24 protein-coding genes, 3 rRNA genes, 1 other RNA gene and 2 other annotated features are annotated in these 24839 nt (G+C 51.5%); of the genes, 3 read left to right on the forward strand and 25 right to left on the reverse strand.

What is annotated here, in order from left to right; genetic code table 11:
- Window positions 1-44 precede the first annotated feature (44 nt).
- A complete protein-coding gene (locus B9L19_RS18330) occupies window positions 45-815 on the reverse strand; it encodes a TatD family hydrolase (RefSeq protein WP_025950902.1) in 771 nt (256 codons plus the stop codon).
- A gap of 135 nt (window positions 816-950) precedes the next feature.
- Window positions 951-2903 (reverse strand): methionine--tRNA ligase, encoded by a 1953-nt coding sequence (gene metG / locus B9L19_RS18335; RefSeq protein WP_025950901.1) that lies wholly within the window; start codon window positions 2901-2903, stop codon window positions 951-953.
- Window positions 2904-3298: 395 nt separating this feature from the next.
- On the opposite strand from metG, the gene abrB reads away from it, so the two are divergent.
- Entirely contained in the window at window positions 3299-3598 is a 300-nt protein-coding gene (gene abrB / locus B9L19_RS18340) for a transition state genes transcriptional regulator AbrB (protein ID WP_011229546.1), read from the forward strand.
- Window positions 3599-3614: 16 nt separating this feature from the next.
- On the opposite strand, the gene rsmI is transcribed toward abrB, so the two are convergent.
- The 16 genes from rsmI to tadA form a co-directional block, all read right to left on the reverse strand.
- Window positions 3615-4526 (reverse strand): 16S rRNA (cytidine(1402)-2'-O)-methyltransferase, encoded by a 912-nt coding sequence (gene rsmI / locus B9L19_RS18345; RefSeq protein WP_025950900.1) that lies wholly within the window; start codon window positions 4524-4526, stop codon window positions 3615-3617.
- 15 nt (window positions 4527-4541) lie between these two features.
- Complete coding sequence (locus tag B9L19_RS18350) at window positions 4542-5291, reverse strand: tRNA1(Val) (adenine(37)-N6)-methyltransferase (RefSeq protein WP_047752442.1); 750 nt, start codon at window positions 5289-5291, stop codon at window positions 4542-4544.
- A gap of 60 nt (window positions 5292-5351) precedes the next feature.
- Window positions 5352-5714 (reverse strand): DNA replication initiation control protein YabA, encoded by a 363-nt coding sequence (yabA, locus tag B9L19_RS18355; RefSeq protein ID WP_025950898.1) that lies wholly within the window; start codon window positions 5712-5714, stop codon window positions 5352-5354.
- A 15-nt stretch (window positions 5715-5729) separates the two neighbouring features.
- Window positions 5730-6557, reverse strand: a complete 828-nt coding sequence (locus B9L19_RS18360; protein ID WP_011229542.1) for a PSP1 domain-containing protein — start codon at window positions 6555-6557, stop codon at window positions 5730-5732.
- A 14-nt stretch (window positions 6558-6571) separates the two neighbouring features.
- Window positions 6572-7564 carry a DNA polymerase III subunit delta' gene (gene holB / locus B9L19_RS18365; protein ID WP_025950897.1) on the reverse strand — a complete coding sequence of 331 codons (993 nt, stop codon included), beginning with the start codon at window positions 7562-7564 and terminating at the stop codon, window positions 6572-6574.
- 79 nt (window positions 7565-7643) lie between these two features.
- Entirely contained in the window at window positions 7644-8276 is a 633-nt protein-coding gene (tmk, locus tag B9L19_RS18370) for a dTMP kinase (protein WP_025950896.1), read from the reverse strand.
- Between the two features lie 26 nt (window positions 8277-8302).
- Window positions 8303-9736 carry an aminotransferase class I/II-fold pyridoxal phosphate-dependent enzyme gene (locus B9L19_RS18375; protein ID WP_025950895.1) on the reverse strand — a complete coding sequence of 478 codons (1434 nt, stop codon included), beginning with the start codon at window positions 9734-9736 and terminating at the stop codon, window positions 8303-8305.
- A gap of 170 nt (window positions 9737-9906) precedes the next feature.
- Window positions 9907-10113 (reverse strand): sigma factor G inhibitor Gin, encoded by a 207-nt coding sequence (locus tag B9L19_RS18380; RefSeq protein WP_025950894.1) that lies wholly within the window; start codon window positions 10111-10113, stop codon window positions 9907-9909.
- Between the two features lie 152 nt (window positions 10114-10265).
- Window positions 10266-10382 (reverse strand): 5S ribosomal RNA (rrf, locus tag B9L19_RS18385).
- Window positions 10383-10512: 130 nt separating this feature from the next.
- Window positions 10513-10611: a sequence feature (23S ribosomal RNA rRNA prediction is too short), on the reverse strand.
- 633 nt (window positions 10612-11244) lie between these two features.
- The gene (locus B9L19_RS18390; protein WP_025948438.1) at window positions 11245-11508 is read right to left on the reverse strand and encodes a pro-sigmaK processing inhibitor BofA family protein; all 264 of its coding nucleotides are present in this window, start codon (window positions 11506-11508) and stop codon (window positions 11245-11247) included.
- Between the two features lie 78 nt (window positions 11509-11586).
- Window positions 11587-11811 (reverse strand): YaaL family protein, encoded by a 225-nt coding sequence (locus B9L19_RS18395; RefSeq protein ID WP_012820427.1) that lies wholly within the window; start codon window positions 11809-11811, stop codon window positions 11587-11589.
- Between the two features lie 23 nt (window positions 11812-11834).
- Window positions 11835-12431, reverse strand: a complete 597-nt coding sequence (gene recR, locus B9L19_RS18400) for a recombination mediator RecR (RefSeq protein WP_025948439.1) — start codon at window positions 12429-12431, stop codon at window positions 11835-11837.
- 9 nt (window positions 12432-12440) lie between these two features.
- Complete coding sequence (locus B9L19_RS18405; RefSeq protein ID WP_020279743.1) at window positions 12441-12764, reverse strand: YbaB/EbfC family nucleoid-associated protein; 324 nt, start codon at window positions 12762-12764, stop codon at window positions 12441-12443.
- Window positions 12765-12790: 26 nt separating this feature from the next.
- Window positions 12791-14470, reverse strand: a complete 1680-nt coding sequence (gene dnaX / locus B9L19_RS18410) for a DNA polymerase III subunit gamma/tau (RefSeq protein WP_025948440.1) — start codon at window positions 14468-14470, stop codon at window positions 12791-12793.
- A 117-nt stretch (window positions 14471-14587) separates the two neighbouring features.
- An RNA gene (ffs, locus tag B9L19_RS18415) (signal recognition particle sRNA large type) lies at window positions 14588-14852 on the reverse strand.
- 38 nt (window positions 14853-14890) lie between these two features.
- The gene (tadA, locus tag B9L19_RS18420; protein WP_025948441.1) at window positions 14891-15388 is read right to left on the reverse strand and encodes a tRNA adenosine(34) deaminase TadA; all 498 of its coding nucleotides are present in this window, start codon (window positions 15386-15388) and stop codon (window positions 14891-14893) included.
- Between the two features lie 84 nt (window positions 15389-15472).
- Between tadA and B9L19_RS18425 the strand changes: the two genes are divergently transcribed.
- On the forward strand, window positions 15473-16759 hold the full coding sequence (locus B9L19_RS18425) for a glycoside hydrolase family 18 protein (RefSeq protein ID WP_025948442.1): 1287 nt from the start codon (window positions 15473-15475) through the stop codon (window positions 16757-16759).
- Between the two features lie 220 nt (window positions 16760-16979).
- On the opposite strand, the gene serS is transcribed toward B9L19_RS18425, so the two are convergent.
- The 5 genes from serS to guaB all read right to left on the reverse strand — a co-directional run bounded on the left by serS (window position 16980) and on the right by guaB (window position 23094).
- Window positions 16980-18254: a serine--tRNA ligase gene (gene serS / locus B9L19_RS18430; protein WP_025948443.1), complete on the reverse strand. Its 1275-nt coding sequence runs from the start codon at window positions 18252-18254 to the stop codon at window positions 16980-16982.
- A gap of 54 nt (window positions 18255-18308) precedes the next feature.
- Window positions 18309-18529: a binding site (T-box leader), on the reverse strand.
- On the reverse strand, window positions 18517-19125 hold the full coding sequence (gene pdxT / locus B9L19_RS18435; RefSeq protein WP_047752445.1) for a pyridoxal 5'-phosphate synthase glutaminase subunit PdxT: 609 nt from the start codon (window positions 19123-19125) through the stop codon (window positions 18517-18519). It overlaps the preceding feature by 13 nt.
- 24 nt (window positions 19126-19149) lie before the next feature.
- Entirely contained in the window at window positions 19150-20034 is an 885-nt protein-coding gene (gene pdxS / locus B9L19_RS18440; RefSeq protein ID WP_011229527.1) for a pyridoxal 5'-phosphate synthase lyase subunit PdxS, read from the reverse strand.
- Between the two features lie 130 nt (window positions 20035-20164).
- Window positions 20165-21523: a serine hydrolase gene (locus B9L19_RS18445; protein ID WP_025948445.1), complete on the reverse strand. Its 1359-nt coding sequence runs from the start codon at window positions 21521-21523 to the stop codon at window positions 20165-20167.
- Between the two features lie 104 nt (window positions 21524-21627).
- On the reverse strand, window positions 21628-23094 hold the full coding sequence (gene guaB / locus B9L19_RS18450; RefSeq protein WP_025948446.1) for an IMP dehydrogenase: 1467 nt from the start codon (window positions 23092-23094) through the stop codon (window positions 21628-21630).
- A gap of 126 nt (window positions 23095-23220) precedes the next feature.
- Between guaB and B9L19_RS18455 the strand changes: the two genes are divergently transcribed.
- The gene (locus B9L19_RS18455; protein WP_025948447.1) at window positions 23221-24198 is read left to right on the forward strand and encodes a YaaC family protein; all 978 of its coding nucleotides are present in this window, start codon (window positions 23221-23223) and stop codon (window positions 24196-24198) included.
- A 44-nt stretch (window positions 24199-24242) separates the two neighbouring features.
- Here B9L19_RS18455 and rrf (B9L19_RS18460) read toward each other — a convergent pair.
- Together rrf (B9L19_RS18460) and B9L19_RS18465 are read right to left on the reverse strand one after the other, a co-directional pair.
- Window positions 24243-24359, reverse strand: a 5S ribosomal RNA gene (gene rrf, locus B9L19_RS18460).
- A 359-nt stretch (window positions 24360-24718) separates the two neighbouring features.
- Window positions 24719-24839 (reverse strand): 23S ribosomal RNA (locus B9L19_RS18465); the annotation flags it as partial.

The following is a 24839-nucleotide window of genomic DNA, read 5'->3' on the forward strand; positions in this document are numbered from 1 at the left end:
TCGCCGCACCTTCGACAAGCTTCCCCGCTGTTCGACGCCTAATTTTAGCGGTCGATGGCGAACAATTTTTTGGCATTTTCCGCCGTTGTTTCCGCTACTTCGGCAAAAGAAATGTTTTTGATCTGTGCGATCGCTTCGGCAACGTATTTGACATAGCTCGGCTCGTTTCGTTTGCCGCGGAAAGGGTGAGGCGTTAAATATGGACAGTCGGTTTCGATCAATAAATGGCTGAGCGGAATCTCCTTCGCCACTTCCTTCGGTTTTTTCGCATTTTTAAACGTGACCGGTCCGCCAAGGGAAATGAGAAAATTCATGTCCATGCACTGTTTGGCCACCTCGACGCTGCCGCTGAAACAATGCATAATCCCGCCGACTTCGGCGGCGTTTTCCTCTTGCAAAATGTTTAAAATATCCGCCGTCGCCTCACGGTTATGAATAATGATCGGCAACTTCACCTTTTTCGCCAGCCGAATTTGCTGCCGGAACACCTCTTGTTGCACGTCTTTCGGCGATTTATCCCAATGGTAGTCAAGCCCCATCTCGCCGAGCGCCACGACTTTCGGGTGAGCGGCGAGCTGTTCAATCATCTGCAAATCATCGTCCGTCATCTCGATCGCATCAACCGGATGCCAGCCAACCGCCGCATAAATAAACGGATACCGCTCGGCCAGCTTGATCGCCCGATCGATCGTCGGACGGTCAAACCCGACGACGACAATGTGTGAAACCCCTTCATCGCGGGCGCGTTCAATGACTTGTTCCAAATCTTCTTCGTATTGGACTGCATTCAAATGCGCGTGCGTATCAAACAGCATACGAATGCCCTCTTTTCCACCTTGATGTTAAGTGTAGCATAGAAATTGGTTACATACGTCACATTTCGTTAACATTTCCATTACAAAATAGCGACAAGGAGGTGTCAAGCGCAACACCCCCTGCCAAGCAAACCGTTATTTGATTTTCGTTCCATTCGGCACGTGTTGATCAACCGTCGCCAGCGAAAACTCCCCGCCGCTGCCTCCGGCTAGAATCATGCCTTCCGACCATTCGCCGCGAAGCTTGGCTGGTTTTAAATTGGCGACGCAAATGACTTTTTTGCCGACGAGTTCTTCTGGTTTGTAAAACTCAGCAATGCCGGAGATCACTTGCCGCTTCTCGCCGCCAAGGTCAAGCTGAAGCTTCAACAGCTTATCGGCGTTTTTCATACGTTCGGCATGGATGACTTCAGCGACGCGCAAATCGACTTTGGCGAACTCATCAATCGAAATTTCCGCCGCCTCCGTTGCTTTTTTTTCCTCTTTTACCGGTTCGGCGGCCGGTTTGCCCCCTTGCATATGCGCCTTAATGTACTCCACTTCCGCTTCGATGTCGAGGCGCGGGAAGAGCGGTTCTCCCTTTTGCACTTTTGTCCCTTCCGGAATGAGGCCGAAATCGTACAAGCTGTCCCATTCTTTTAATGAATGATCCGTGATGCCGAGCTGAGCGAACATGCGCTCCGGCGTGCGCGTCAAAAACGGCTGGAGCAGAACCGCGGTATGGCGAAGCGATTCAGCCAAGTGGGTCATGACGGCAGCAAGCTCATCCCGTTTCTGTTCGTCTTTCGCCAATACCCATGGCTGCGTTTCATCGATGTATTTGTTCGTCCGGCTAATCAACTGCCAAACAGCGGCGAGCGCGACGGAAAACTCCATTCCCTCCATCGCCTCTTCATATTGACGCACCACTTCGCGCGCCGTTTGCGCCAACTCTTGGTCAAACGGTGTTTTCGGCCCGCGGTATGGCGGAATAACGCCGTCGAAATATTTCTCGATCATCGCCACGGTACGGTGCAACAAGTTGCCTAAGTCGTTGGCCAAGTCATAGTTGATGCGCTCAATAAATCCTTCCGGCGTAAACACGCCATCAGCGCCGAACGGCACTTCCCGCAGCAAATAATAGCGGAGCGCATCAAGCCCATACCGGTCGATGAGCGTCACTGGGTCGACGACATTTCCTTTCGATTTGGACATTTTTCCATCCTTCATCAGCAACCAGCCATGGCCGAATACTTTTTTCGGCAACGGCAAGCCGAGCGCCATCAACATAATCGGCCAATAAATCGTATGGAAACGGACGATTTCTTTGCCGACCAAATGGACGTCCGCCGGCCAATATTTGCGGAACTTTTCATCGTTGTCCGTGCCGTAGCCGAGCGCTGTGATATAGTTGGCAAGCGCGTCGATCCAGACATAGATGACATGCTTCGGATTGCCTGGCACTTTAATGCCCCAATCGAACGTCGTCCGGGACACAGCCAAATCCTCAAGCCCCGGCTTAATGAAGTTGTTGATCATCTCATTTTTCCGCGATTCCGGTTGGATAAAATCGGGATTTTCTTCGTAATATTGCAACAAGCGGTCGACATATTTGCTCATCCGGAAGAAATAGGACTCTTCTTTCACTTTCTCAACAGGCCGGCCGCAGTCCGGACAGTTGCCGTCCACAAGCTGCCGCTCTGTGTAAAACGATTCGCACGGCGTACAATACCAGCCTTCATATTCGCCCAAATAAATATCGCCTTGTTCGACAAGACGGGTGAAAATTTGTTCGACGACTTTTTTATGCCGCTCCTGCGTTGTGCGAATAAAATCGTCGTAGGAAATGTCGAGCTTCTTCCATAGCTCCTGAATGCCAGCGACGATCTCATCGACGTATTGCTGCGGCGTGACTCCTTTTTCTTCCGCCTTGCGCTGAATTTTTTGCCCATGCTCATCGGTGCCGGTCAAATACATGACATCGTAGCCGCGCATCCGTTTATAGCGAGCCATGGCGTCCCCCGCCACCGTTGTGTAAGCATGACCGATATGCAGGCGGTCGCTCGGGTAATAAATCGGCGTCGTCAAATAAAACGTTTTTTTCTCCATCGGTTAGGCCCTCCCTCGTACTGTTGAGCATAAAAGCCCCCGTCCGGCGACGAGAGCGGCGTTACTTCTATTTTACATAATTTTTTCATTCTACAAAAACATCTATTTCTCGTGGGCTGAAAAAATATACCCAAACCGGCAAAAATACGGCCGCGTTTTCAACCATCGCTGCGAATTTGTTATACAAGGATAGAGTTTAGATGGGCAAATTCATTCGTTTTCCCCTTTCTTTCTAAACAAACTTTTTTTTGAAATAACAATATACATTTTTTTAAAATTTTACATATTAAAGGATTGACGCTTAATGGAAACACTGATATGATTAGGTTGTAGGAAATTTGTCGAATATTGACGAATAAACAACAAAAACTTTTTTGCGGAGAGGAGAATCGACGATGAAATCGACAGGGATCGTGCGTAAAGTCGATGAGTTAGGCCGCGTCGTCATTCCAATTGAGCTGCGACGTACGCTGGATATTAACGAAAAAGATGCGTTGGAAATTTATGTTGACGATGATCGCATCATTTTGAAAAAGTATAAGCCGAACATGACGTGTGTCGTCACCGGCGAAGTGTCGGACGACAACTTCAAACTGGCCGGCGGCAAAATCATTTTAAGCCGCGAAGGCGCGGAAATTTTGCTGCAGGAGATCCAACAGCATCTAGAAGCAGCAACAGACAAAGAAAAAGAATAAAAAAGTTTCTCTGGCTTCAGAGAAACTCTTTTTTTTCTTCTTCTTGCTGTTGATGATACTGTCGATAAACGTCGCGTTTCGACATATTTCGATCACTGGCCGCCTGTTTCACCGCCTCCTTGACGGAAAGGCTGTGCTCGCGAATATAATAATCGACATGTTCGACAAGCGAAAGCGGCTGCCACCATTCCTCTCCCTCTTGCTCCTGTTTATTCCCGTCTCGCGCCCCTTCGACAATGAGGCAAAATTCGCCGCGGATGTCATGTTCTTCCGCCCAGGCGACCGCATCGCTTAAATCGCCGCGGATGAACTCCTCAAACCGTTTCGTCAACTCGCGGCCAAGAGCGATGCGCCGATTGCCGAATATATCATACATAAGAGCGAGCGTTTCTTTCAAGCGGTGGGGCGCCTCATAAAAAATTAACGTCTCCGCCGCTGTTTTTAATGACAGCAGCTGCTCTTTTTTCTCTTTTTTCACCCGTTTCAAAAAGCCGACAAACAAAAAGCGGTCCGTGGGCAGCCCGGAGGCGACAAGCGCTGTCAATGCCGCGTTCGCTCCAGGAAGAGGGACGACGCGGCAGCGCTCAGCAAGCGCCGCAGCAATAAGCTCATAGCCCGGATCGGAAATGCCGGGCATCCCGGCGTCGCTCACCAATGCCACCGTTTTTCCTTCCTTCAGCCATTCGACAAGCTGCCGGCCGCTCGCGTATTTATTATGCTCATGGTAGCTGACGAGCGGCGTATGAATGCCGAAATGAGCGAGCAGCTTTTTCGTCTGCCTTGTGTCCTCGGCGGCGATGACATCAGCTTCCTGAAGCGTCCTAACCGCACGAAACGTCATATCCTCCAAATTGCCGATCGGCGTCGGCACGATGTACAGCGTCCCTTGCTCCGTTTGTTCGGTAAAACTTTTTTGCTGCCAAAGCATCCTTGTTCCGCCCCTTTAAGATGAAATAATGCCATATAAGATCCGCTTCGTCTCCTCGGTACATTCGTTATTCTCATCATACACGACAAGCGGAGGCAACACTTTTAAGTCCGGGCCTGCATCTTTTGTCCCTTCAATTAAAATCATATTCGCCTCTTTGCCCTCTTTCGGGTACACAAAGCGGAGCCGTTTCGGCTCAAGACGGTATTGGCGCATGAGCGTCACAAGGTCAAGCAGCCGCCCGGGCCGGTGGACGAACGCCGCCTTCCCTCCTTGCTTCAACAGCTGGCTGCTGACTCGAATCACATCCTCTAGGGTGCAATAAATTTCATGGCGGGCGATGGCGATATGTTCATTTTTGCTCAGTTCGTCTTTGCCGACTGCCGGAAAATACGGGGGGTTGCACGTGACGACATCGTACCGGCTGTAACCGATCCGTTGCGGCGCTTCTTTAATGTCGCCGTGTATGATCTCGATTTGTCCTTCAAGCCCGTTGTATTGCACGCTTCGCCTCGCCATGTCGCAAAGCCGTTCTTGAATTTCGATGCCGATGATCGTCCCTTTTGTTCGCCGGCTCAACAAGAGGGGAATCACCCCGTTGCCCGTGCACAAATCAACAATCTGCCCCTTTTGAATCGGCATATAGGCAAAATGAGCAAGGAGCACGGCATCAAGGGAAAACGAAAATACAGATGGACTTTGAATGATGCGGAGCTCTTCGTTAAACAAATAATCGAGCCGTTCATCCTCGTACAATTCCACCATAACGCACGATCCTCCATTGAAAAAAATAACCTTTCCGAAACGGAAAGGGTGGCGCTGCCTTTAGGTTTTGTTCAAAAACGACAAGCAAAACAAACAATCGCCCTCGGTGCGAATGCTTCCGTAATGGATGTGACAAATATGAAACCCTTCTTGGTAAAGGCGGGCTAAATTGTCATACCCTTCGCCAATGTCGATGAGTTTTTTGCCATGTTTGTCCCCTTTTCGTTTGCCTTCTTCCCATGCTTCTGACAATTGTTCAAGCCGACGGCGCAAATGAGCATTTTCGATTTGCAGCTGGTGATTCTCTTCTAACAGCTCCGTTACGCGCTGTTTCAGCTGCACCAGCTCGCGGTAAAAATAACTAAGTTGCTCTTCCATATTGGCCACTGATCGAAACACTTCTTTTTTATCTACTTTTTCCACTGGCCCCACCCCAAATTAATCTGCGACGCGAATGGACAACGTCCCGTTTTTCATCAGCTCATCGAGTGTATATTCGACGACCCGTCCGAATTCTGGAAGCTCGATTTGCAGCACCCGCTCTAAAATGTTCAAGCCGACGACTTTGCCGAAGCCGTGCGGTGTTTCGACATATTCCCCTAAATCCGGGAGTTGTTCTTTCGCCGTCTCATACTCTTCGTTTTCATATTTCAGGCAACACATCAGCCGGCCGCACAACCCGGAAATTTTCGTTGGATTGAGCGACAAGTTTTGATCTTTCGCCATTTTGATCGACACCGGTTCAAAATCGCCTAAAAACGTCGAACAACAAAGCATGCGGCCGCACGGCCCGATGCCGCCAAGCATTTTCGCCTCGTCGCGCACCCCAATTTGCCGCAGCTCAATGCGCGTGCGGAAAATCGACGCTAAGTCCTTCACAAGCTCGCGGAAATCGACGCGCCCATCGGCAGTGAAATAAAAGATCACTTTATTGCGGTCAAACGTATATTCCACATCGACGAGCTTCATTTCCAGCCCGTGCTCCTCCACTTTGCGCAAGCAAATGTCATACGCCTCGCGCGCCGCCTTTTTGTTTTCTTCTACAACCCATTTATCTTTCTCATTCGCCACGCGGATCACTTTTTTGAGCGGCAGCACGATGTCGTTTTCGTCGACTTGTTTATTGGCGATGACGACTTTTCCGTACTCAATGCCTCGGACCGTCTCGACAATGACGAATTCGCCGACGGGAATCACGGCATCGCCAGGGTCAAAATAATAAATTTTCCCTGCTTTTTTAAAACGGACGCCGACTACCGTATACAACGGCTCTCCCTCCTTTACCGCTTCAATTGAAGAACGAGTTGCTCAACAAGCAACGCCGTGCTCATATTCGTTGTATGGAAACGCGTTTTCGCTTGTAAAATCGCTTCCATGCCAGCCACAATCCGCCGCTGCGGGCAAGCAAGCGCCCATCGTTGCAGGCGGTCCAGCTGATCGCGGTATAACACGCCGTCCATCTGCCCGGTTTGAATATGCAACAAATCGCGGTATAAATATAAAAGCAAATCAAGTCCAAGGTCAAGCTGATGGCTTTCCAAAAAATGCGGAAACAAGCGGTCGTGGATGAAAAACAAAAGTTGCAGCTCCGGCTTGCCCAGCATCTCATACCATTGTAGCACTAATGTTCGCGCCTCGGCAAACCAACGATCTTTGGCAAGCGCCAGTGCTTCCTCGAAGCTGTTTGTCAAATGGGCAGCCAACAGCGCCAACGGCAACGGCACGTGCTCCTCGACAAGTTCCTGGGCGAGCTCTGCCGGCGGCAACGGCCGGAACGAAAGCACTTGACAGCGGGAAACGATCGTCCCTAGCAGGCGGTGGTATTGCTCAGTCAGCAATACCGCCACCGTCCCCGGATGCGGCTCTTCCAAAAATTTCAGAAGGCTGTTGGCAGCGCTTGTCGTCATTTGATCGGCGTGCTCCACGATGTACATTTTTTTATCCGACTCGACCGCTGTTTTCGAGAACTCTTGCTGCAGCCATTCGATTTGTTCCTTTTTGATTGATCCTCCATCTGGGCCGATCATCCGGACGTCAGGGTGGTTGCCGGAGTCGATGCGCCGGCAGTTGCGGCACTCTAGACAAGGGGAAACTCCGATTGGGGACAGACAAAACAAACATTTCGCCAACAACAAACTGGCCGCTTTTTTGCCCGTCCCCCGCTGGCCCTCAAACAAGTACGCATGAGAAATCCGCCCTTTTTCCAAGCCGCTTTGCAGCATTTTCGCCACCACCGGCTGGCGTTTCGCTAGCTGTTCCCATCGCATCGCCATCACTCTTCCTTGATTTCTTATTTCTATTCTATCATGTCCGCTAGGAATCATCACGGTCGGATTCATGGAAATGGCGCTGTCATCTTCCTTTCAAGCGGGAAAGCACCGCTGCTGTTGTTTCGGCGAATACATCATCAAGCGGACGGTTCGCGTCGATGACGACAATGCGGTCGGCAAACCGTCTGGCGAGTTCCTGATACCCTTCTCGCACCTTCTCATGAAAAGACAACGTTTCAAGGTCAAGCCGATTCACTTCCCGGCCGCGGTTTCGCCGGATTCGTTCAAGCCCAATTTGCGGATCGATATCAAAATAAATCGTCAGCGACGGCATATACCCATCAATAGCGAACTCATTAATTTTCCATACTTCTTCAATGCCAAGCCCGCGGGCAAATCCTTGGTAGGCGAGGGAGCTGTCAACAAACCGGTCGCAAAGGACGACGCACCCAGCCTCAAGCGCCGGCACGATTTTCTCAAGCAAATGCTGCCGGCGCGCCGCCGCATATAAAAGCGCCTCCGTCCGCCCGTCCATTTCCGTATAATCACGGTTTAAAATGATGGAGCGAATCGCCTCGGCAATGCGCACCCCGCCCGGTTCCCTCGTCGCCACGACGTCAATCCCCCGCTCACGCAACAACGACTCCAATTTGCTGATCATCGTCGTTTTGCCGGCTCCTTCCGGCCCTTCAAACGAAAAAAAGCATCCGTTCATCACTCGCGGCATCCTTTCCATCCTTCCTATTCGTATACAACCAGCTGACCATCTTTCAGCCGGCTTCCGCCTTGTATGTGCGCCCGCTGACAAAGAAGCTGGCGGATCTGTTCAATATGGCCGCGGCCGATCCGTTCTCCGACCCACACGAGCGGCACCCCAGGCGGATATGGAATGACCGTTTCCGCTGCTATATGTCCTTCAGCTTCCTCGAGCGCCACAGCTTTTGTCCGCAAATGGCGAAGCTCATTATACGGGACTAAAACCGATAGCGGCGGTCCGAGAAAAGGCGAAGCGTCACACACCGGCGCCTCGCCATCTGGCAAATCGCGCCACGCTCGTTTGATTTTCTCCGCTGCTTCCTGAAGCCGCCCAGTTACCGCCAGCGGGCAAACGAAAAGCACATTCATTTGATCAGCAAGCTCGACAAACACCCCTTCGCGCTCAAGCCGACGCTGAAGTTCATACCCGGTCAAGGAACAGCGCGTCTGCACCGTTACTTTCAGCGGGTCGGTCTGTACGCCAAAATGGCGGGAACAAACGACTGCCACCCCGTCAATATCGGCCAAGGCTGCTTTAAACTTCTCAATTTCTGCCACAATCGCCGCCGTATCGCTTTTTGAAAGCTGGGCGACATAACTCCGCGCCAAATCGAGCGACGCCATAATCGGGTAAGACGGGCTGCTTGACTGAAACAACTGCAAAAAATATTTCAACCGCTCAAGATCAACCAGCTCGCTGTTTACATGCAAAAACGCTCCCATCGTCATCGCCGGCAACGTTTTATGCGCCGACTGTACGACGACATCAGCGCCATAGCCAAGCGCCGATGTCGGAAAAGGGGGGCCGGCAACGAAATGAGCGCCATGCGCCTCATCAACCAGCACCGGAATGCCATGTTCATGAACGAGACGGACGATTTCTGTCAAATCGGCGGCCATTCCATAATAATTTGGGTTCGTCAATACAACCGAAGCAACATCATCATAAAGCGCCAATGCCTCTTTGACCGCTTCAGGACGAATGTGCGACGCGACACACACATCACGGTCAAACTCGGGAGCAAGTAGAACAGGAGTGGCCCCCATGAGTTGCAATGCATGCATCACCGATTTATGGCAATTGCGTTGTACAATTACTTTCTTCCTCTTTCCATCACACACGGCGGCGATCATGGCCAAATTCCCTGCCGTCGAACCGTTCACAAGGAAAAACGTCTCCCTAACGCCATACAGCTCAGCCGCCAGCGCCTGCGCCTCGGCAATCACCGACTCAGGATGATGCAAGTCATCCAAGCCGGAAATTTCCGTCGCATCCAACGCCAACAGCGGCGCAAACATATCTCGCCCTCGTTTTGAAAACAAAGCGCCGTATTTATGTCCCGGCACGTGAAACGAAACCGGGCGGCGCGCCCAATGGTGCGCGAGAGCGTCATATAAAGGAGTTTTCGTTTGATCCATCATCATCCTCTTTCCTTGCTGTCTGTCCCAGAACGGCCATCATCCGGGCAGACTGCCGAAATGCATGGGATATGCAGGAGAAACATCAAACATATAGTATCACAAACGCCCGAAAAAACGCACGAGTCGCGTCAAACGCAAATAAAAACAGGCCCAAATGCAGGCCCTGATTACGAGTGAATTTTCGATGTAAACATTTTGCGCAGCTGCCGCACATAAAACGAGTAGTCCGGGTCGTCCGTATTCGTTTGCACAATCGCCTGGTTGCAGTCCAAACAAAGAAAATGGCCAAACAGGAAAATACCTTCCTTTTTTTCCTGTTCACAAACGATGCATGCATGTTCGCGTTGATTCCGGTCTGCTATTGATGTCCTCACGCTCTCCACCTCCCATCCTCTATGTTTCCCACATTGCTAACATTCTATACTAGTAGATGAAAGGAAGAGAGACATTGAGCGGGTCCTTATCGTTTTTTCCTCAAAAAACGAAAGCAGCCAATTGCACAAATGCAACTGGCTGCTCGTTTATTGCCTAGCAGCGACCTACTCTTGCAGGGGCGCTGGCCCCAACTACCATCGGCGCTGGAGGGCTTAACTTCCGTGTTCGGGATGGGAACGGGTGTTTCCCCTCCGCCATAGCCACTAGGCAAGCGATTCAGTTTTGACATCATTTATTATACTTGGAAAACAAACAATGTCAAGAAGGAAATTCATTCCTTCAAAACTAGATAACCGTTGGAAGAAGCCGCGGCGCTTCCACTTTTCTAGGTTAAGCCCTCGATCGATTAGTATCCGTCAGCTCCACGTGTCGCCACGCTTCCACCTCGGACCTATCGACCTCGTCATCTTCGAGGGATCTTACCCGCCTAACGCGGTTGCCCACGTGTTACTCACCCGTCCGCCGCTGACCAAACGAGAGCAAGCTCCCGTTCGGTCCGCTCGACTTGCATGTATTAGGCACGCCGCCAGCGTTCGTCCTGAGCCAGGATCAAACTCTCCAAAAGAAAGTTGATTGGCTTTTCGGATTGTCTAGCTTCGGCCGCTATCGGCTCGCGACGCTTCGTGTCCCGCTTTGGCGGGCTAAGCCCGCTCGCGGGCCTCTCAGCGCGTTTCGCCGATAGGCAAGCGGCCTCTGCTTTTCGAATTGTCCAGCTTCGGTCCGCCGCCGCTCGGGGTCAAATCACCTCCCCCCTCGGGGTGCAAGCACCCCTGCGGGTGAAGAACATTTGCCCGTCGCGATCGCCAGGATGGCGATATTTCACCGTTGCCCGCAGGACGCGGGCTGCTGTTAGGCGAAATATCGGACCTCCGCTTTTCTTATGACGCTTGCGTTTTGTTTAGTTTTCAAGGAACTTGTTTATCTTGCACACTTTTATTATTATACATATCATTTAATTTGTTGTCAACATATCTTTCATGAACAGCGACATTGATTAATATAATGCATTGTCATATAAAAGTCAATAACTTTTAAACAAAAAAAATAAAAGGCATCTTGAATAATGATGCCTACAAAATATATCGGTCAATCACGATTAACGCTGCCGCTCCAGGGAGGCCAAGAAATCCGCAAACGATTGAGGTAACGAGGTTAATCGGAATATGGATGTTAAAATGCCCGCCGATGGCGTTGATGACAAACAGCGCGAGCGCCCCGACGATCAGGCGGATAGCAGCGTAGCCAATCAGACGAAGCGCTTTGAGACGGGCGCCGACGATAAGCAAAACGGCGATAAGCGCTAGCAACACGGTAATGACGACGTTCGGCTCCAACGTTTGAACCCCCTTTTTGCACGCTTGTACTACCAACGTATGAGAAACAGGGGAAAAAAGAACAAAAAAATAAGGAAGTTAACGCACTTCCTTAAGTGTGATGCGGCGGTGCTTCGCTTCACGGAGGAGAAAAAAATATTTGGCCTCAGCGAGTTGCAATGCGCTCAGCACCTCCGGAGACGGATCGACGCTTTTTTCGATGAGTTGTTTCTGCTCAAGCCATTCCGTTCTAGCCTTTTGTAGTTCAGCCATTAACTTCTCATCAAATTGTCTTTTTAGTTTCCCCTTTCGCCGCCATAACAAACCGATCCCCACCTTCTTTCTCTCTATAGCTCACGGCGCCCTTCCAACGCTTTTGATAACGTCACTTCGTCCGCATACTCCAAGTCGCCGCCGACCGGCAAGCCATGGGCGATGCGGGTGACTTTGATTCCTGTCGGCTTCAACAGGCGGGAGATGTACATCGCCGTTGCCTCTCCCTCGATGTTCGGGTCGGTCGCTAAAATCACCTCTTGGACCGTCTCATCCTGCAATCGCGTGAGCAGCTCGGCGATTTTAATATCTTCCGGTCCGATGCCTTCCATCGGCGAGATGGCCCCGTGCAACACGTGGTACAGGCCATTGTATTCTTTCATCCTCTCCATGGCGATGACATCTTTCGGATCCTGAACAACGCAAATCGTCGTCCGATCGCGCCGCTCGTCTTTGCAGATGTAGCAAGGGTCTGTATCTGTAATATGTCCGCAAATCGTGCAATAATGAATATGCCGCTTGACATCAACGAGCGCTTTGGCAAACCCAAGCACGGTGTCTTCTTTCATCGCCAGCACATGAAATGCAAGGCGGGCAGCCGTTTTCGGGCCGATGCCGGGCAGTTTCATAAAACTGTCAATCAACTTCGATAGCGGTTCTGGATAATGCATACGCCCCCCCTAGAACAACCCTGGAATGTTAAGTCCTTTTGTAAACTGCCCCATCATTTCATTAGCCAACTCATCCGCTTTTTTCAACGCATCGTTTGTCGCTGCCAAAATCAAATCTTGCAGCATTTCAATATCGTCTGGGTCGACGACTTCCTCTTTAATTTTTACTTCCAAAATTTGTTTATGACCGTTAGCGACAACGGTCACCATACCTCCGCCCGCCGTGCCTTCCACCGTTTTTTCCGCCAACTCTTCCTGCGCTTTTTGCATTTCTTTTTGCATTTTTTGCATTTGTTTTAACATTTTTTGCATATTGCCCATTCCGCCACGCATCATCTTGGCATCCTCCTTGAAACGGTTTATTCTTTAATTTCGATCAGCTCTTCGCCAAACAGCCGCTTCGCTTCGGCGATTAACGGATCTTCTTCGCTTTTTTCCACTATGGCGTCCTTATTGCGGATGAACTCTTCTCTTATTTTTCCCCATTCTCCCTCCGGAATGGCTACCATTTCAAAGCGGCGGTTTGTCAGCTCAAACAAAATCGCTTCGACGTTTTCTTTGACCGAACTTGTGGGATCGGTCGCCATTTTGCAGTGGATTTCGTATTTGAATTTTAACACAAACGCTGAGGCGCTCGCTGCAACCGGCTCGCTCTCTTGCAGCAAGGCAGCGTGCGACACTTTATGCTGCCGTTTCAACGTGTCGAGCACATCCGCCCAGCATCCTTTCACCAAAGCTAAATCTTCATGCGTCGCCTGTTTCAACAGCTCGTAAATGCGGCCAACCGGGGCTTTATATCCCCCCGTTTTCGTCGGTTTGGACAATTTTTTCACCGGCGCGGCGGTCGACGGAGGGGCAGGCGGTTGTTCCCTCAGGCGCCGCAATTCCGCCTCCAGCGTTTCAATCCGCTTTATCAACGGTTCCAACTCGGAAGCCGACAGCGACGGAGCGGCGGCTGATGGATGGCAAAGCTTTACAAGCGCCACTTCCAACAGAAGGCGCGGGTGGTTTGTCCACTTCATCTCTTGCTGGCTTTTGTTCAGCAACTCGATGGCCTCGTATAAATTGGAAACCGGAATCATTTCCGACAGTGAAGTGAACGCTTCGTCAACGACAGCAATTTGAATCGCTCCCTCCACATCGGGAGCGGTTTTGTACAGCAATAAATCGCGATAGTACAAAATCAAGTCTTCAACCAAACGATGCGGATCTTTCCCTTGCGCCATCATCGTTTCCAACTGCTGAAGAACCGCCGCTGTATCTTTGCGGTGGATGGCTTCGATGAAGCTCGATAAGGCGGCAAATGATGCAGCCCCGGTCATCGCCAGCACGTCGTCGAGCCGAAGTTTCCCGTCGCTGAACGAAATGGCTTGATCAAGCAAGCTGAGCGCATCGCGCATCCCCCCGTCTGCAGCACGGGCGATGGCGGACAATGCCTCATCGGACGCCTCGACACCTTGGGCGCTTGCGACATACTTTAGCCGTGAAACGATCGCCGGAAGCGGGATGCGGCGAAAATCAAACCGTTGGCAGCGGGAAATGATCGTCGCCGGAATTTTGTGCGGCTCGGTCGTGGCCAAAATGAAAATGACGTGTTTCGGCGGCTCCTCCAACGTTTTCAACAGCGCGTTAAACGCACCGATCGACAGCATATGCACCTCGTCGATGATATACACTTTGTAGCGGGCCGACGTCGGCGCAAATTTCACCTTCTCACGGATATCACGAATTTCATCGACGCGGTTGTTGGAAGCAGCGTCAATTTCCAGCACATCGGGAACCGTTCCATTCGTAATGCCGAGGCAAGCTGGACACTCATTGCATGGCTCCGCCGCTGGCGCCTGTTCACAGTTGACCGCCTTGGCGAAAATTTTCGCTGCGCTCGTTTTTCCTGTACCGCGCGGGCCGGAAAATAAGTAAGCGTGCGATATTTTATGTTGAAGCAGGGCGCTTTGCAACGTCTTGGTCACGTGTTCTTGGCCGACCATGTCCGCAAAGCGCTGCGGCCGAAACACGCGATATAACGCTTGGTATGCCACGGAAAACGGCCCTCCTCTTTCTCTCGTCCTATCTATTATATAACTTCCTATTGCAATTTGAAATAACAAAAAACCCACTCGCCATGAGTGGGTTTTGTTCCCTATCGCTATGTAAGGCCGTGCACCTTCTGTCGATTAGCTGCCCCGAGCGTTGCTCAAGCAGTTAGCTCAGCCCAGGCGCCCCCGCGGCACATGGGAGCATCCGCTTACTGCTGCTTCCTTCCGGACCTGACAGGGTTCACGGAATCCCATTGCGCGGGACCCAGACGTCAACACCACTTGCTTGAGACAGGCCTCGCAACAGACTAACCTCGAGAAGGAATTCAGCCTCGCTAGAGCGGATTGCGAGTACAGGGCACCGCTACCTCCCCGCTTAGCACGGCACTATCAGTATAGCTCGTTAGCGGAAAAAATGCAATGTCAATCGACGGAATTTTCATTGGCACTCCCGCCAACATTTCTCTTTTGTTCGCGCAATCGTCGAAAAAATTGGCTCAACAGCGAACCGCACTCATCAGCAAGCACTCCGCTTACCACCTCAACCTGATGGTTAAATCGGCTTTCCTGCAATAAGTTCATCAATGTCCCAGCGCACCCTCCCTTTGGGTCAAACGCGCCAAACACGACTCGTTCGATGCGGGAAAGAACAATGGCGCCTGCGCACATGGCGCACGGCTCAAGCGTTACGTACAACGTCGCCCGCTCAAGCCGCCATGAACCAGTTTCCCGGCATGCTTCATCGATTGCCAAAATTTCTGCATGAGCGATGGCGCGTTGTTCAGTTTCCCGCAAATTATGGGCGCGGGCGATAATGCGGCCGTCTTGAACGATGACAGCGCCGATCGGCACCTCGCCGATCTGCTCCGCTTTTTTTGCTTCTTCCATTGCCAATCGCATGTAGTACTCGTCGGTGTTCATCGTATACCCCTTCACACAACGGTCATTTCTCCTTTCTTTTCATCATAGAATATGGAGAATAAAGACGCAACTAGGAGGTCAAGTATGCAAATCCACGTAGTGCAGAGTGGACAAACGTTAAGTGGGATCGCCGAGGCATACGGGACCACGGCGGAAGAAATTGTCCGGGCCAACAAGCTTCCAAACCCTGATAAGCTCGTTGTCGGCCAGGCGCTCGTGATCCCGATCGTCGGTCGTTTTTACTGGGTGCAGCGCGGCGACACGTTATGGTCGATTGCACGCCGATTTTCGATTCCGATGCAGCGGCTTGCCGAAGTGAATCGCCTCTCCTTAAACGCTCCGCTTAAGGTCGGACAGCGGCTTTATATACCGCCCGGCGCCAAGCGAAGAGCGGAGTTTAACGCCTATATTGAACCGCGCGGCGCGACTGTCAGCCCAGCGCTGGAGGCGAGCGCTCGCGAAGCCGCTCCGTATTTGACTTATTTGAGTCCTTTTTATTTTGCGATCCGACGCGACGCGACATTGCAAGAGCCGCCGCTTGACGACTTTCCGGATATTGCCCGCGTCAACCGCGTCACGCTCGTTATGGTTGTCGCCAACATTGAAAACGGGCAGTTCAGCGACGAGCTCGGCGCGCTTATGTTAACAAACGAAACGCTGCAAAATCGTCTGCTCGACAACATTGTCGTGACCGCTAGACGGTATGGCTTCCGCGACATCCATTTTGATTTTGAATATTTGCGCCCGGAAGACCGTGAGGCGTATAATGCGTTTTTGCGCAAAGCGAAACGGCGGTTTGAACGGGAAGGATGGATGATGTCGACCGCCTTGGCGCCGAAAACGAGCGCGACCCAGCGCGGACGTTGGTACGAAGCACACGACTACCGAGCCCATGGACAAATTGTCGACTTTGTCGTGATCATGACGTATGAATGGGGCTACAGCGGCGGGCCGCCGATGCCGGTGTCCCCGCTCGGTCCGGTCCGCCGCGTTCTCGAGTACGCCATCTCTGAAATGCCAGCCGGAAAAATTTTGATGGGGCAAAACTTGTATGGCTACGACTGGACGCTGCCATATGTACCCGGCGGCCCGTACGCCCAGGCCATCAGCCCGCAGCAAGCCATCGCCCTCGCCGCAAAGTATAACGTTGCCATCGAATACGATACGGAGGCACAAGCACCGCATTTTCGCTATCGCGACGAAAACGGACGCGAGCATGAAGTATGGTTTGAGGACGCCCGCTCCATTCAAGCAAAATTGAATCTCGTGAAGGAACTTGGTTTGCGCGGGGTCAGCTATTGGAAACTTGGCATTGATTTTCCACAAAACTGGCTGCTGATCGCTGATCAATTTACTGTTGTAAAAAAATAAAGGCATAAAAAACCCGCCGTTGACCGGCGGGTTTTTTTATGATGGGAAACGGCTTTCGGCGGTCAGCCGTTTCAGATGACAATCTCCTCTTATGCGCGTCAGTCCTCTTCATCATCGTCTTGGCCAAGAACAAGATTTCTTGTTCCTCATTGCCAACGTCATTCACTATAACACGGCAGTCGGGAAAAGTCAACCAACGATTTGCCTCAAGCACCTTTTTTCAGCGAATGACGTCCCGATTCCCCATGTAAGGACGAAGCGCTTCCGGAACGATGACCGAGCCGTCTTCTTGCTGGTAGTTTTCCAAAATGGCGGCGACCGTCCGCCCAATGGCTAGCCCCGAACCATTTAATGTATGCACGTACTCCGGTTTCGCTTTTGGATCGCGACGGAAGCGGATGTTGGCACGGCGCGCTTGAAACGCCTCAAAGTTGCTGCATGACGAAATTTCCCGGTACGTTCCGTAACTTGGCAGCCAAACTTCAATATCGTACGTTTTCGCCGCCGAGAATCCAAGGTCTCCGGTGCACAAGGCGACAACGCGGTACGGAAGACCGAGCCGCTGTAAAATCGTCTCTGCCTGGCGCGTCAATTTTTCCAGTTCATCGTACGAATCTTCCGGTTTGACAAACTTGACAAGCTCCACTTTGTTGAACTGGTGCTGGCGGATCAGCCCTCTCGTGTCGCGGCCGGCCGACCCGGCTTCCGCGCGGAAGCAGGCGCTGTAGGCCGCATAGTAAAGCGGCAAATCATCTGCGACCAAAATTTCGTCGCGGTGCAGGTTCGTCACCGGCACCTCAGCGGTCGGAATGAGGAAATAATCTTCGCTGTCCAAATGGAACGCATCCTCGGCAAATTTCGGCAACTGTCCGGTTCCGATCATGCTCGCCCGGTTCACTAAATATGGAGGCAACACTTCTTCATAACCGAATTCATCGAGATGGATGTCAAGCATAAAGTTGATGAGCGCCCGCTCAAGCCGCGCTCCTAACCCTTTATAAAAGACAAATCGGCTTCCCGCCACTTTGGCGGCTCGCTCAAAGTCGAGCAAACCGAGCCGATCGGCGATTTCCCAATGCGGCTTCGGCTCAAAGGAAAACGAACGCGGCTCCCCCCATCTCCGCACTTCGACATTGTCCTCTTCCGACTGGCCGATCGGCACGGATTCATGCGGAATATTTGGAATCGATAACAACAGGGCGTTGAGTTCCTCTTCCAATTGGCGAACGCGCTCGTCCATTTGCTTAATGCGGTCGCCGACTTGGCGCATTTGGGCAATCAGCGGCTCAGCATCCTTTTTCTCGCGCTTGAGGACAGCGATTTGCTGCGACACATCGTTGCGTTTGCTTTTTAGTTCTTCCACCTCAGCAATCAAGCGGCGGCGTTCTTTGTCCAGCTGTTCAAACCGGTCGATGTTCGCCAAATCTCCGCCGCGCTGCATTAGTTTTTCTTTCACTTCTTCAAACTGGGTGCGCAATATTTTCACATCCAGCATGTCTTTTACCTCCTTTTCCATTCAATATTATACATAAAAAAGCCCCCGTCCCAAAAAAGGGACGGGAGCGATCCCGCGGTGCCCCCCTTATTGAAGGCTTGCTATGCCTTCCTCTTTTGCCGTTAACGGCGGCGGCCGAAAACGCCTACTGGCCCTTTGGGCGTTCAACGTTTTGCTCGAGGATGGATTCACAAGCTCTTCCTTGCCGGTTCGCACCACCCACCGGCTCTCTGAAAGGAAGGGGGCCTGCTACTTGTTCCTCTCATCGCTTTTGTCCTGATGATGAAATGTTCGAGACGGTTTTCGCTTCCTTGACCATATTTAAGAAATATTGCATAAACCGATGGTCATCGGTCAGCTCTGGATGGAACGAGCAGCCGAGAAACTGGCCTTGCCGGGCCGCGACAATGCGGTCGTTGTATGTCGCCAAGACATCGACCTCGTCGCCGACCTCGACAATGTGCGGAGCACGGATGAAGACGCCGACAAACCCGTCGCCAACACCCTTAATCGACAGCTCCGCCTCAAAGCTTTCCCGCTGCCGCCCAAACGAGTTCCGCTCGACCGTAATATCCATTAAGCCTAAGTGCGGCTCGTCATACCCGACGATTCGTTTCGCCAGCAAAATGAGCCCGGCGCATGTCCCAAACATCGGCTTGCCATCAGCGGCAAATTGCTTCAGTGGCTCCATCAATCCGTACCGGTCCATGAGGCGCCGCATCGTTGTGCTTTCGCCGCCCGGGAGCACGAGTCCGTCGAGTCCTGAAAGCTGCTCCGGCTTCTTCACGACGACCGCCTCGGCGCCGCACGCCTCAATGGCGCGAACATGTTCCTGCACAGCTCCTTGCAGTCCAAGTACACCTATTTTCATCGTTGCTTTGCTCCTTTATTTCGCTTACCAGCCGCGTTCTTGCATCCGGTGCTCCGGCAACAATGTCGCGATATCGATGCCGCGCATCGCGCCGCCCAATCCTTTCGACAAATGTGCGATCAATTCATAGTCTTCGTAATGAGTCGTCGCCTCTACGATCGCGCGCGCGTATTTTTCCGGATTTTCCGATTTGAAAATGCCCGATCCAACGAAGACGCCGTCCGCGCCCAGATGCATCATCAAAGCTGCGTCAGCCGGTGTCGCGACACCGCCGGCAGCGAAGTTGACAACCGGCAGGCGGCCAAGCCGCTTGATCTCGCGCAGCACCTCAACCGGAGCCCCAAGTTGTTTCGCCTCAGCGACAAGCTCATCTTCGCTCATGTTGACGACTTTGCGAATTTGCGCGTTCACTTTGCGCATATGGCGCACGGCCTCAACAATGTTGCCTGTCCCCGGCTCTCCTTTGGTCCGCAACATCGATGCCCCTTCTGCAATGCGGCGCGCCGCTTCCCCTAAATCGCGGCAACCGCACACAAATGGAACGGTAAACTGCCGTTTGTCAATATGGAATTCCTCATCAGCCGGCGTTAATACTTCGCTTTCGTCAATGTAGTCGACGCCAAGCGCTTCTAAGACACGCGCCTCAACATAGTGGCCGATCCGCACTTTCGCCATGACTGGGATCGAAACGGCGTTCATCACTTCTTCGATCACCGTCGGGTCGGCCATGCGTGCGACACCGCCAGCGGCGCGAATGTCCGCCGGGACGCGCTCGAGCGCCATAACCGCGACAGCCCCTGCCGCTTCAGCGATTTTCGCCTGTTCTGCGTTCACGACGTCCATGATGACGCCGCCTTTTTGCATTTCCGCCATGCCGCGTTTGACGCGGTCCGTACCTGTCAATGCCAACGTTGATTCCCCCTATTCCTAATCCTTATGCTTTGCGAGGCATGCAAAAGGACGACTCCACTGTTTTATTTTACCTCAATTTTTACAAAAATCACAATGGAAAAAAGCTCCCCATCAAGGGGAGTCGATTTTACAGCCAGCCTTTCACTGTTTTGGCGACGCTTGTCCATAAATCAACAAACAGTCCGCCGACCGCGCGCATCGAAAGAACAAACCAATTGGCTTTTTCGACTTCAGCTGTTGTGACAAGCGGCACACGGATGTTTTTTTGCATGTCTGGACTTAAGAAGGCAAGGGAGTCGTCCCCTTTATATTCGAGCGTCATATATCCAACCGTTTCCCCTTTTTTCAAAGGGGCGACTAGCTTTCCTTCTTTTGTCATTTTTTTCTTGTCCAACACATATACAGGTTTGTATTGTTTTTCCTCGCCGTTTTTCACAAGCAGATCCAGATTCTTTCCTGTCGCGACACGAACCTCTTTTTCTTTCCCTTTCACGACCGGAAGTGTTTCTTTTCCTTTCAGCTGGTACCCTTTTGGATAAAGCGTCTCGAGGGAGTATTGGTTGAATCCGTAGTTAAATAGTTTTTCTGTCTCTTTAAAGCGCGCCTCTTTTGTTGTTTTCCCACTCGCATCTTTCGCGTTCATGACAACCGAAATCAAGCGGACGCCGTTTCGTTTCGCCGTCCCGGTGAAACAGTTGCCGGCAAATTCCGTATAGCCGGTTTTCAACCCGTCTACACCTTCGTATCCGTACACAAGCCCAGGCAGCATCCAATTCCAGTTGTCCATTTTGATTTCATCTTTTGTTCCTTCCCGGAATACTTTATGAGGAATGCTCGCTGTTTTCAGCACTTCGGGATGATCTTTCAGCAACCGGTAAGCAAGCATCGCCATCGCACGTGCGGACATGACGTTTTCCTCATTTGTGCTTGTCCCTTCTGGATGGAATCCTTTTAAATCCTTATTGCTCAACCCTGTGGCATTGACAAACTTATAATCTTTCAGCCCAAGCTCTTTCGCTTTGTCGTTCATCATTTTCACAAAATTTTTCTCCGATCCAGCGATGATCTCAGCAATCGCGACCGTTGCCCCGTTCGCCGAATAAATGGCCATTGCCTCGTACAGCTCACGCACCGTATACTTGCCATCTTTTCGCAACGGGACATTGGACAGCGCCCGGTCTTGCGACAGCCGGTACACGTAATCGCTTGGCGTGTACATTTGATCCCATTTGACGCGCTTCGCCTTAATGGCGTCAAGAAGCAAATACTCGGTCATCATTTTCGTCATGCTGGCAATCCCAAGCACCGTATCGATATTTTTTTCATACAAAATTCTTCCCGTTTGTGCATCCACTAAAATCGCAGCGTCCGCCCGGATGTCAAGCGGGGCGCTTTCCGCCTTCACCGTCTGTTGAAACGGACCAAACGTGAAACAAAGGCAAATCGACAGCAACCAAAACAACCAGTTTTGTTTTCTCCTCCTCACAATGACACCCTCCTCACACAACCGTTATTGTAACATACCGTCGGCCAAAAAAATAGACGGAGGACATGTCTCCGTCAAAGTTGAGCCGATCGGCGCAACTCCGATCAAAAAGCAGAGTAGTTCGGCGCTTCTTTCGTAATTTGCACGTCATGCGGATGGCTTTCACGGAGCCCCGCGCTCGTCATGCGGATAAACTGCGTTTTTTCGCGCAGCTCTTCCAAATTGCGGGTTCCACAATAGCCCATGCCGGCGCGCAAGCCACCGACAAGCTGATAAATCGTGTCAGCAAGCGGCCCTTTGTATGGAACGCGTCCCTCGATGCCTTCCGGAACAAACTTTTTCGCATCTTCTTGAAAATAGCGGTCTTTGCTGCCGCGCTCCATGGCTGCGACCGATCCCATGCCCCGGTACACCTTGAAGCGGCGGCCTTGGTAAATTTCCGTCTCACCTGGGCTTTCGGAAACACCAGCAAGCAAGCTGCCGAGCATCACCGCATGCGCCCCAGCCGCGATCGCCTTCACAATGTCACCGGAATATTTGATCCCGCCGTCAGCGATGATCGGGACGCCATGTTTGCGCGCCTCAGTCGCACAGTCGTAGATCGCCGTAATTTGCGGCACACCAACCCCGGCGACAACCCGGGTCGTGCAGATGGACCCCGGACCGATTCCGACTTTAATAATGTTCGCCCCAGCCTCAATCAAGTCGCGCGTCCCTTCAGCTGTCGCGACATTGCCGGCGATGATGTTCAAGTCCGGGTATTGGTGTCGGATGTTGGCCACCGTCTCTAGGACGCCTTTCGAATGGCCGTGCGCCGTGTCAACGACAATGACATCAACCCCTGCCTCAACAAGCTTTTTGACGCGAATCATCGTGTCCGCCGTCACCCCGACGGCCGCCCCGACAATCAGCCTCCCTTTCGCATCTTTCGCCGAATTCGGGAACTCAATGACCTTTTCAATATCCTTGATCGTAATTAATCCCTTCAGCACACCGTTTTCATCAACAAGAGGCAGTTTTTCGACCTTGTGTCGCTGCAAAATTTTCTCTGCTTCCTCCAACGTTGTCCCCACCGGAGCAGTGATCAAGTTTTCCTTCGTCATTACCTCGGAAATTTTAATCGAATAGTCTTGAATGAAACGCAAGTCACGGTTCGTAATAATGCCGACCAATTTTTGCTCCTCGGGGTTGTTGACGATCGGCACCCCCGAAATCCGATATTTACTCATTAAGTGTTCTGCATCATACACTTGATGATCCGGCGTTAGGAAAAACGGGTCCGTAATGACGCCTCGTTCCGACCGTTTCACCTTGTCGACCTGCTCGGCCTGCTGTTCGATCGACATATTTTTGTGAATGATGCCAAGGCCTCCCTGACGCGCCATCGCAATTGCCATCTCCGCTTCGGTGACCGTATCCATCCCGGCGCTGAGAATCGGGATGTTCAACTGCAGCGTATCGCTCAACTTCGTGGTTACATCAACATCGCGCGGCAATACATCCGACTTCGCTGGGATGAGAAGAACATCATCAAACGTCAATCCTTCCTTGGCGAATTTCGCTTCCCACATGTTTTCTCCCCCTTGTCCGGAAATATTATTAGTAGCTTAACAACTGGTTAAACTACTGTCAAGGAATCAAGAAAATGTCCAACTTTTCAGTTATTTCAAGACAATTCTTATGTAAGGGGGGTAAAAATGTTCGGAAATCACGGTCAACTGTTTCGCCTTTCTGTTTTCCGCTCGGCCGATACTGCGCAACAATTTTTGCGGCAATGCTATCAACAGCTGCAGCGGGATGACGCCGTCCAACGTAGTTATGCAAACTGTTACCCATTTTTATATTATCTGGAACACGGGCAAAACTTTTACGCCGCTGCCCAGCAGGCGCCGCTGTCCATCAAGCCGGTTCTCTTGTTTTACGGCATGGTGCAGCTCTTAAAAGCATGCCTGCTCACTGTCGACCCTGACTACCCGGAATCAACATCGGTCTTGGCCCATGGTGTATCAGCAAGAAAACGAAAAAAACAGGGCTACGAATTTTTAGATGATGAAGTAAAAATACAAAAAAACGGTTTATTCGCACATTTTTCTGAAAAAATGTTTCATGTGAAACAAGAAGCTGGGGAAAAATTTCGCATGGGCGCGCTGTTGCAACGAATTGGCGAGTTGCATGAAACGTTTTTTCTTCTAAGCGGGCGAAAAAAACCGTTATCCTTGCCTGTTGTACATACTGCTTCGCCGCCGATGCTCGCCATCCCAAAAGTGATTTTGGATCACTACCATATGTCGTTGTCCCGCTTTGTCCAATATCTCTGTGAAGAAGGACAAGGAAAGCGGCTTTCGTTCGCCAAAGAAGAAGGAGAATTTCTGTATTTTCATATAGAATCGCCGCTGTCGCCGGCCGGAGAAGGTCCGTTTTTATTCCATCTTGACGGTACACTCCGAATTCCAGTCAAGAAAGAGAAAACATTCTCGCTTCCAGAAATACACGCCCATTACTTGTTGCTGTATAACTTGAGCATGATTTCGCGCTATGAGACGGAATGGTGGAGCGAGCTTCTCCATTCTTACTCAAGCAAGGCATACACGTTTATTCTTGAGTTTCTCTCCGTGTCGGCGGAAAAAGTGCCGTTGCTGCTTCATGAATACTTAATGCGGAAATTTTTGGGTTGAATCAAATCAAAAATCCCCTGCTGTATATACAGCAGGGGATTTTCGCCTAGCAGCGACCTACTCTTGCAGGGGCGCTGGCCCCAACTACCATCGGCGCTGGAGGGCTTAACTTCCGTGTTCGGGATGGGAACGGGTGTTTCCCCTCCGCCATAGCCACTAGGCAAACGATTCAGTTTTGACATCATTTATTATACTTGGAAAACAAACAATGTCAAGAAGGAAATTCATTCCTTCAAAACTAGATAACCGTTGGAAGAAGCCGCGGCGCTTCCACTTTTTCGCGGTGTCTAGTTCCAGCCGCCATCGGCTCGCGACGCTTCGGTCCTGCTGCGGCGGGCTAAGCCCGCTCGCAGGCCCTCCAGCGCGTTTCGCCGATCAGCGGGCGGCCTCCACTTTTCGTACTGTCCAGTTCCAGCGCCTAGCTCTCTTCTGCCAAATAACCTTCCCCCTCGGGGTGCCAGCACCCCTCGAGGTGAAGAACATTTGGCCTCGAGAGCTAAACGCGGCGCTTCCACTTTTCTAGGTTAAGCCCTCGATCGATTAGTATCCGTCAGCTCCACGTGTCGCCACGCTTCCACCTCGGACCTATCGACCTCGTCATCTTCGAGGGATCTTACCCGCCTAACGCGGTGGGAAATCTC

The organism is Geobacillus thermocatenulatus, from assembly GCF_002217655.1.
Lineage (GTDB): Bacteria > Bacillota > Bacilli > Bacillales > Anoxybacillaceae > Geobacillus > Geobacillus thermocatenulatus.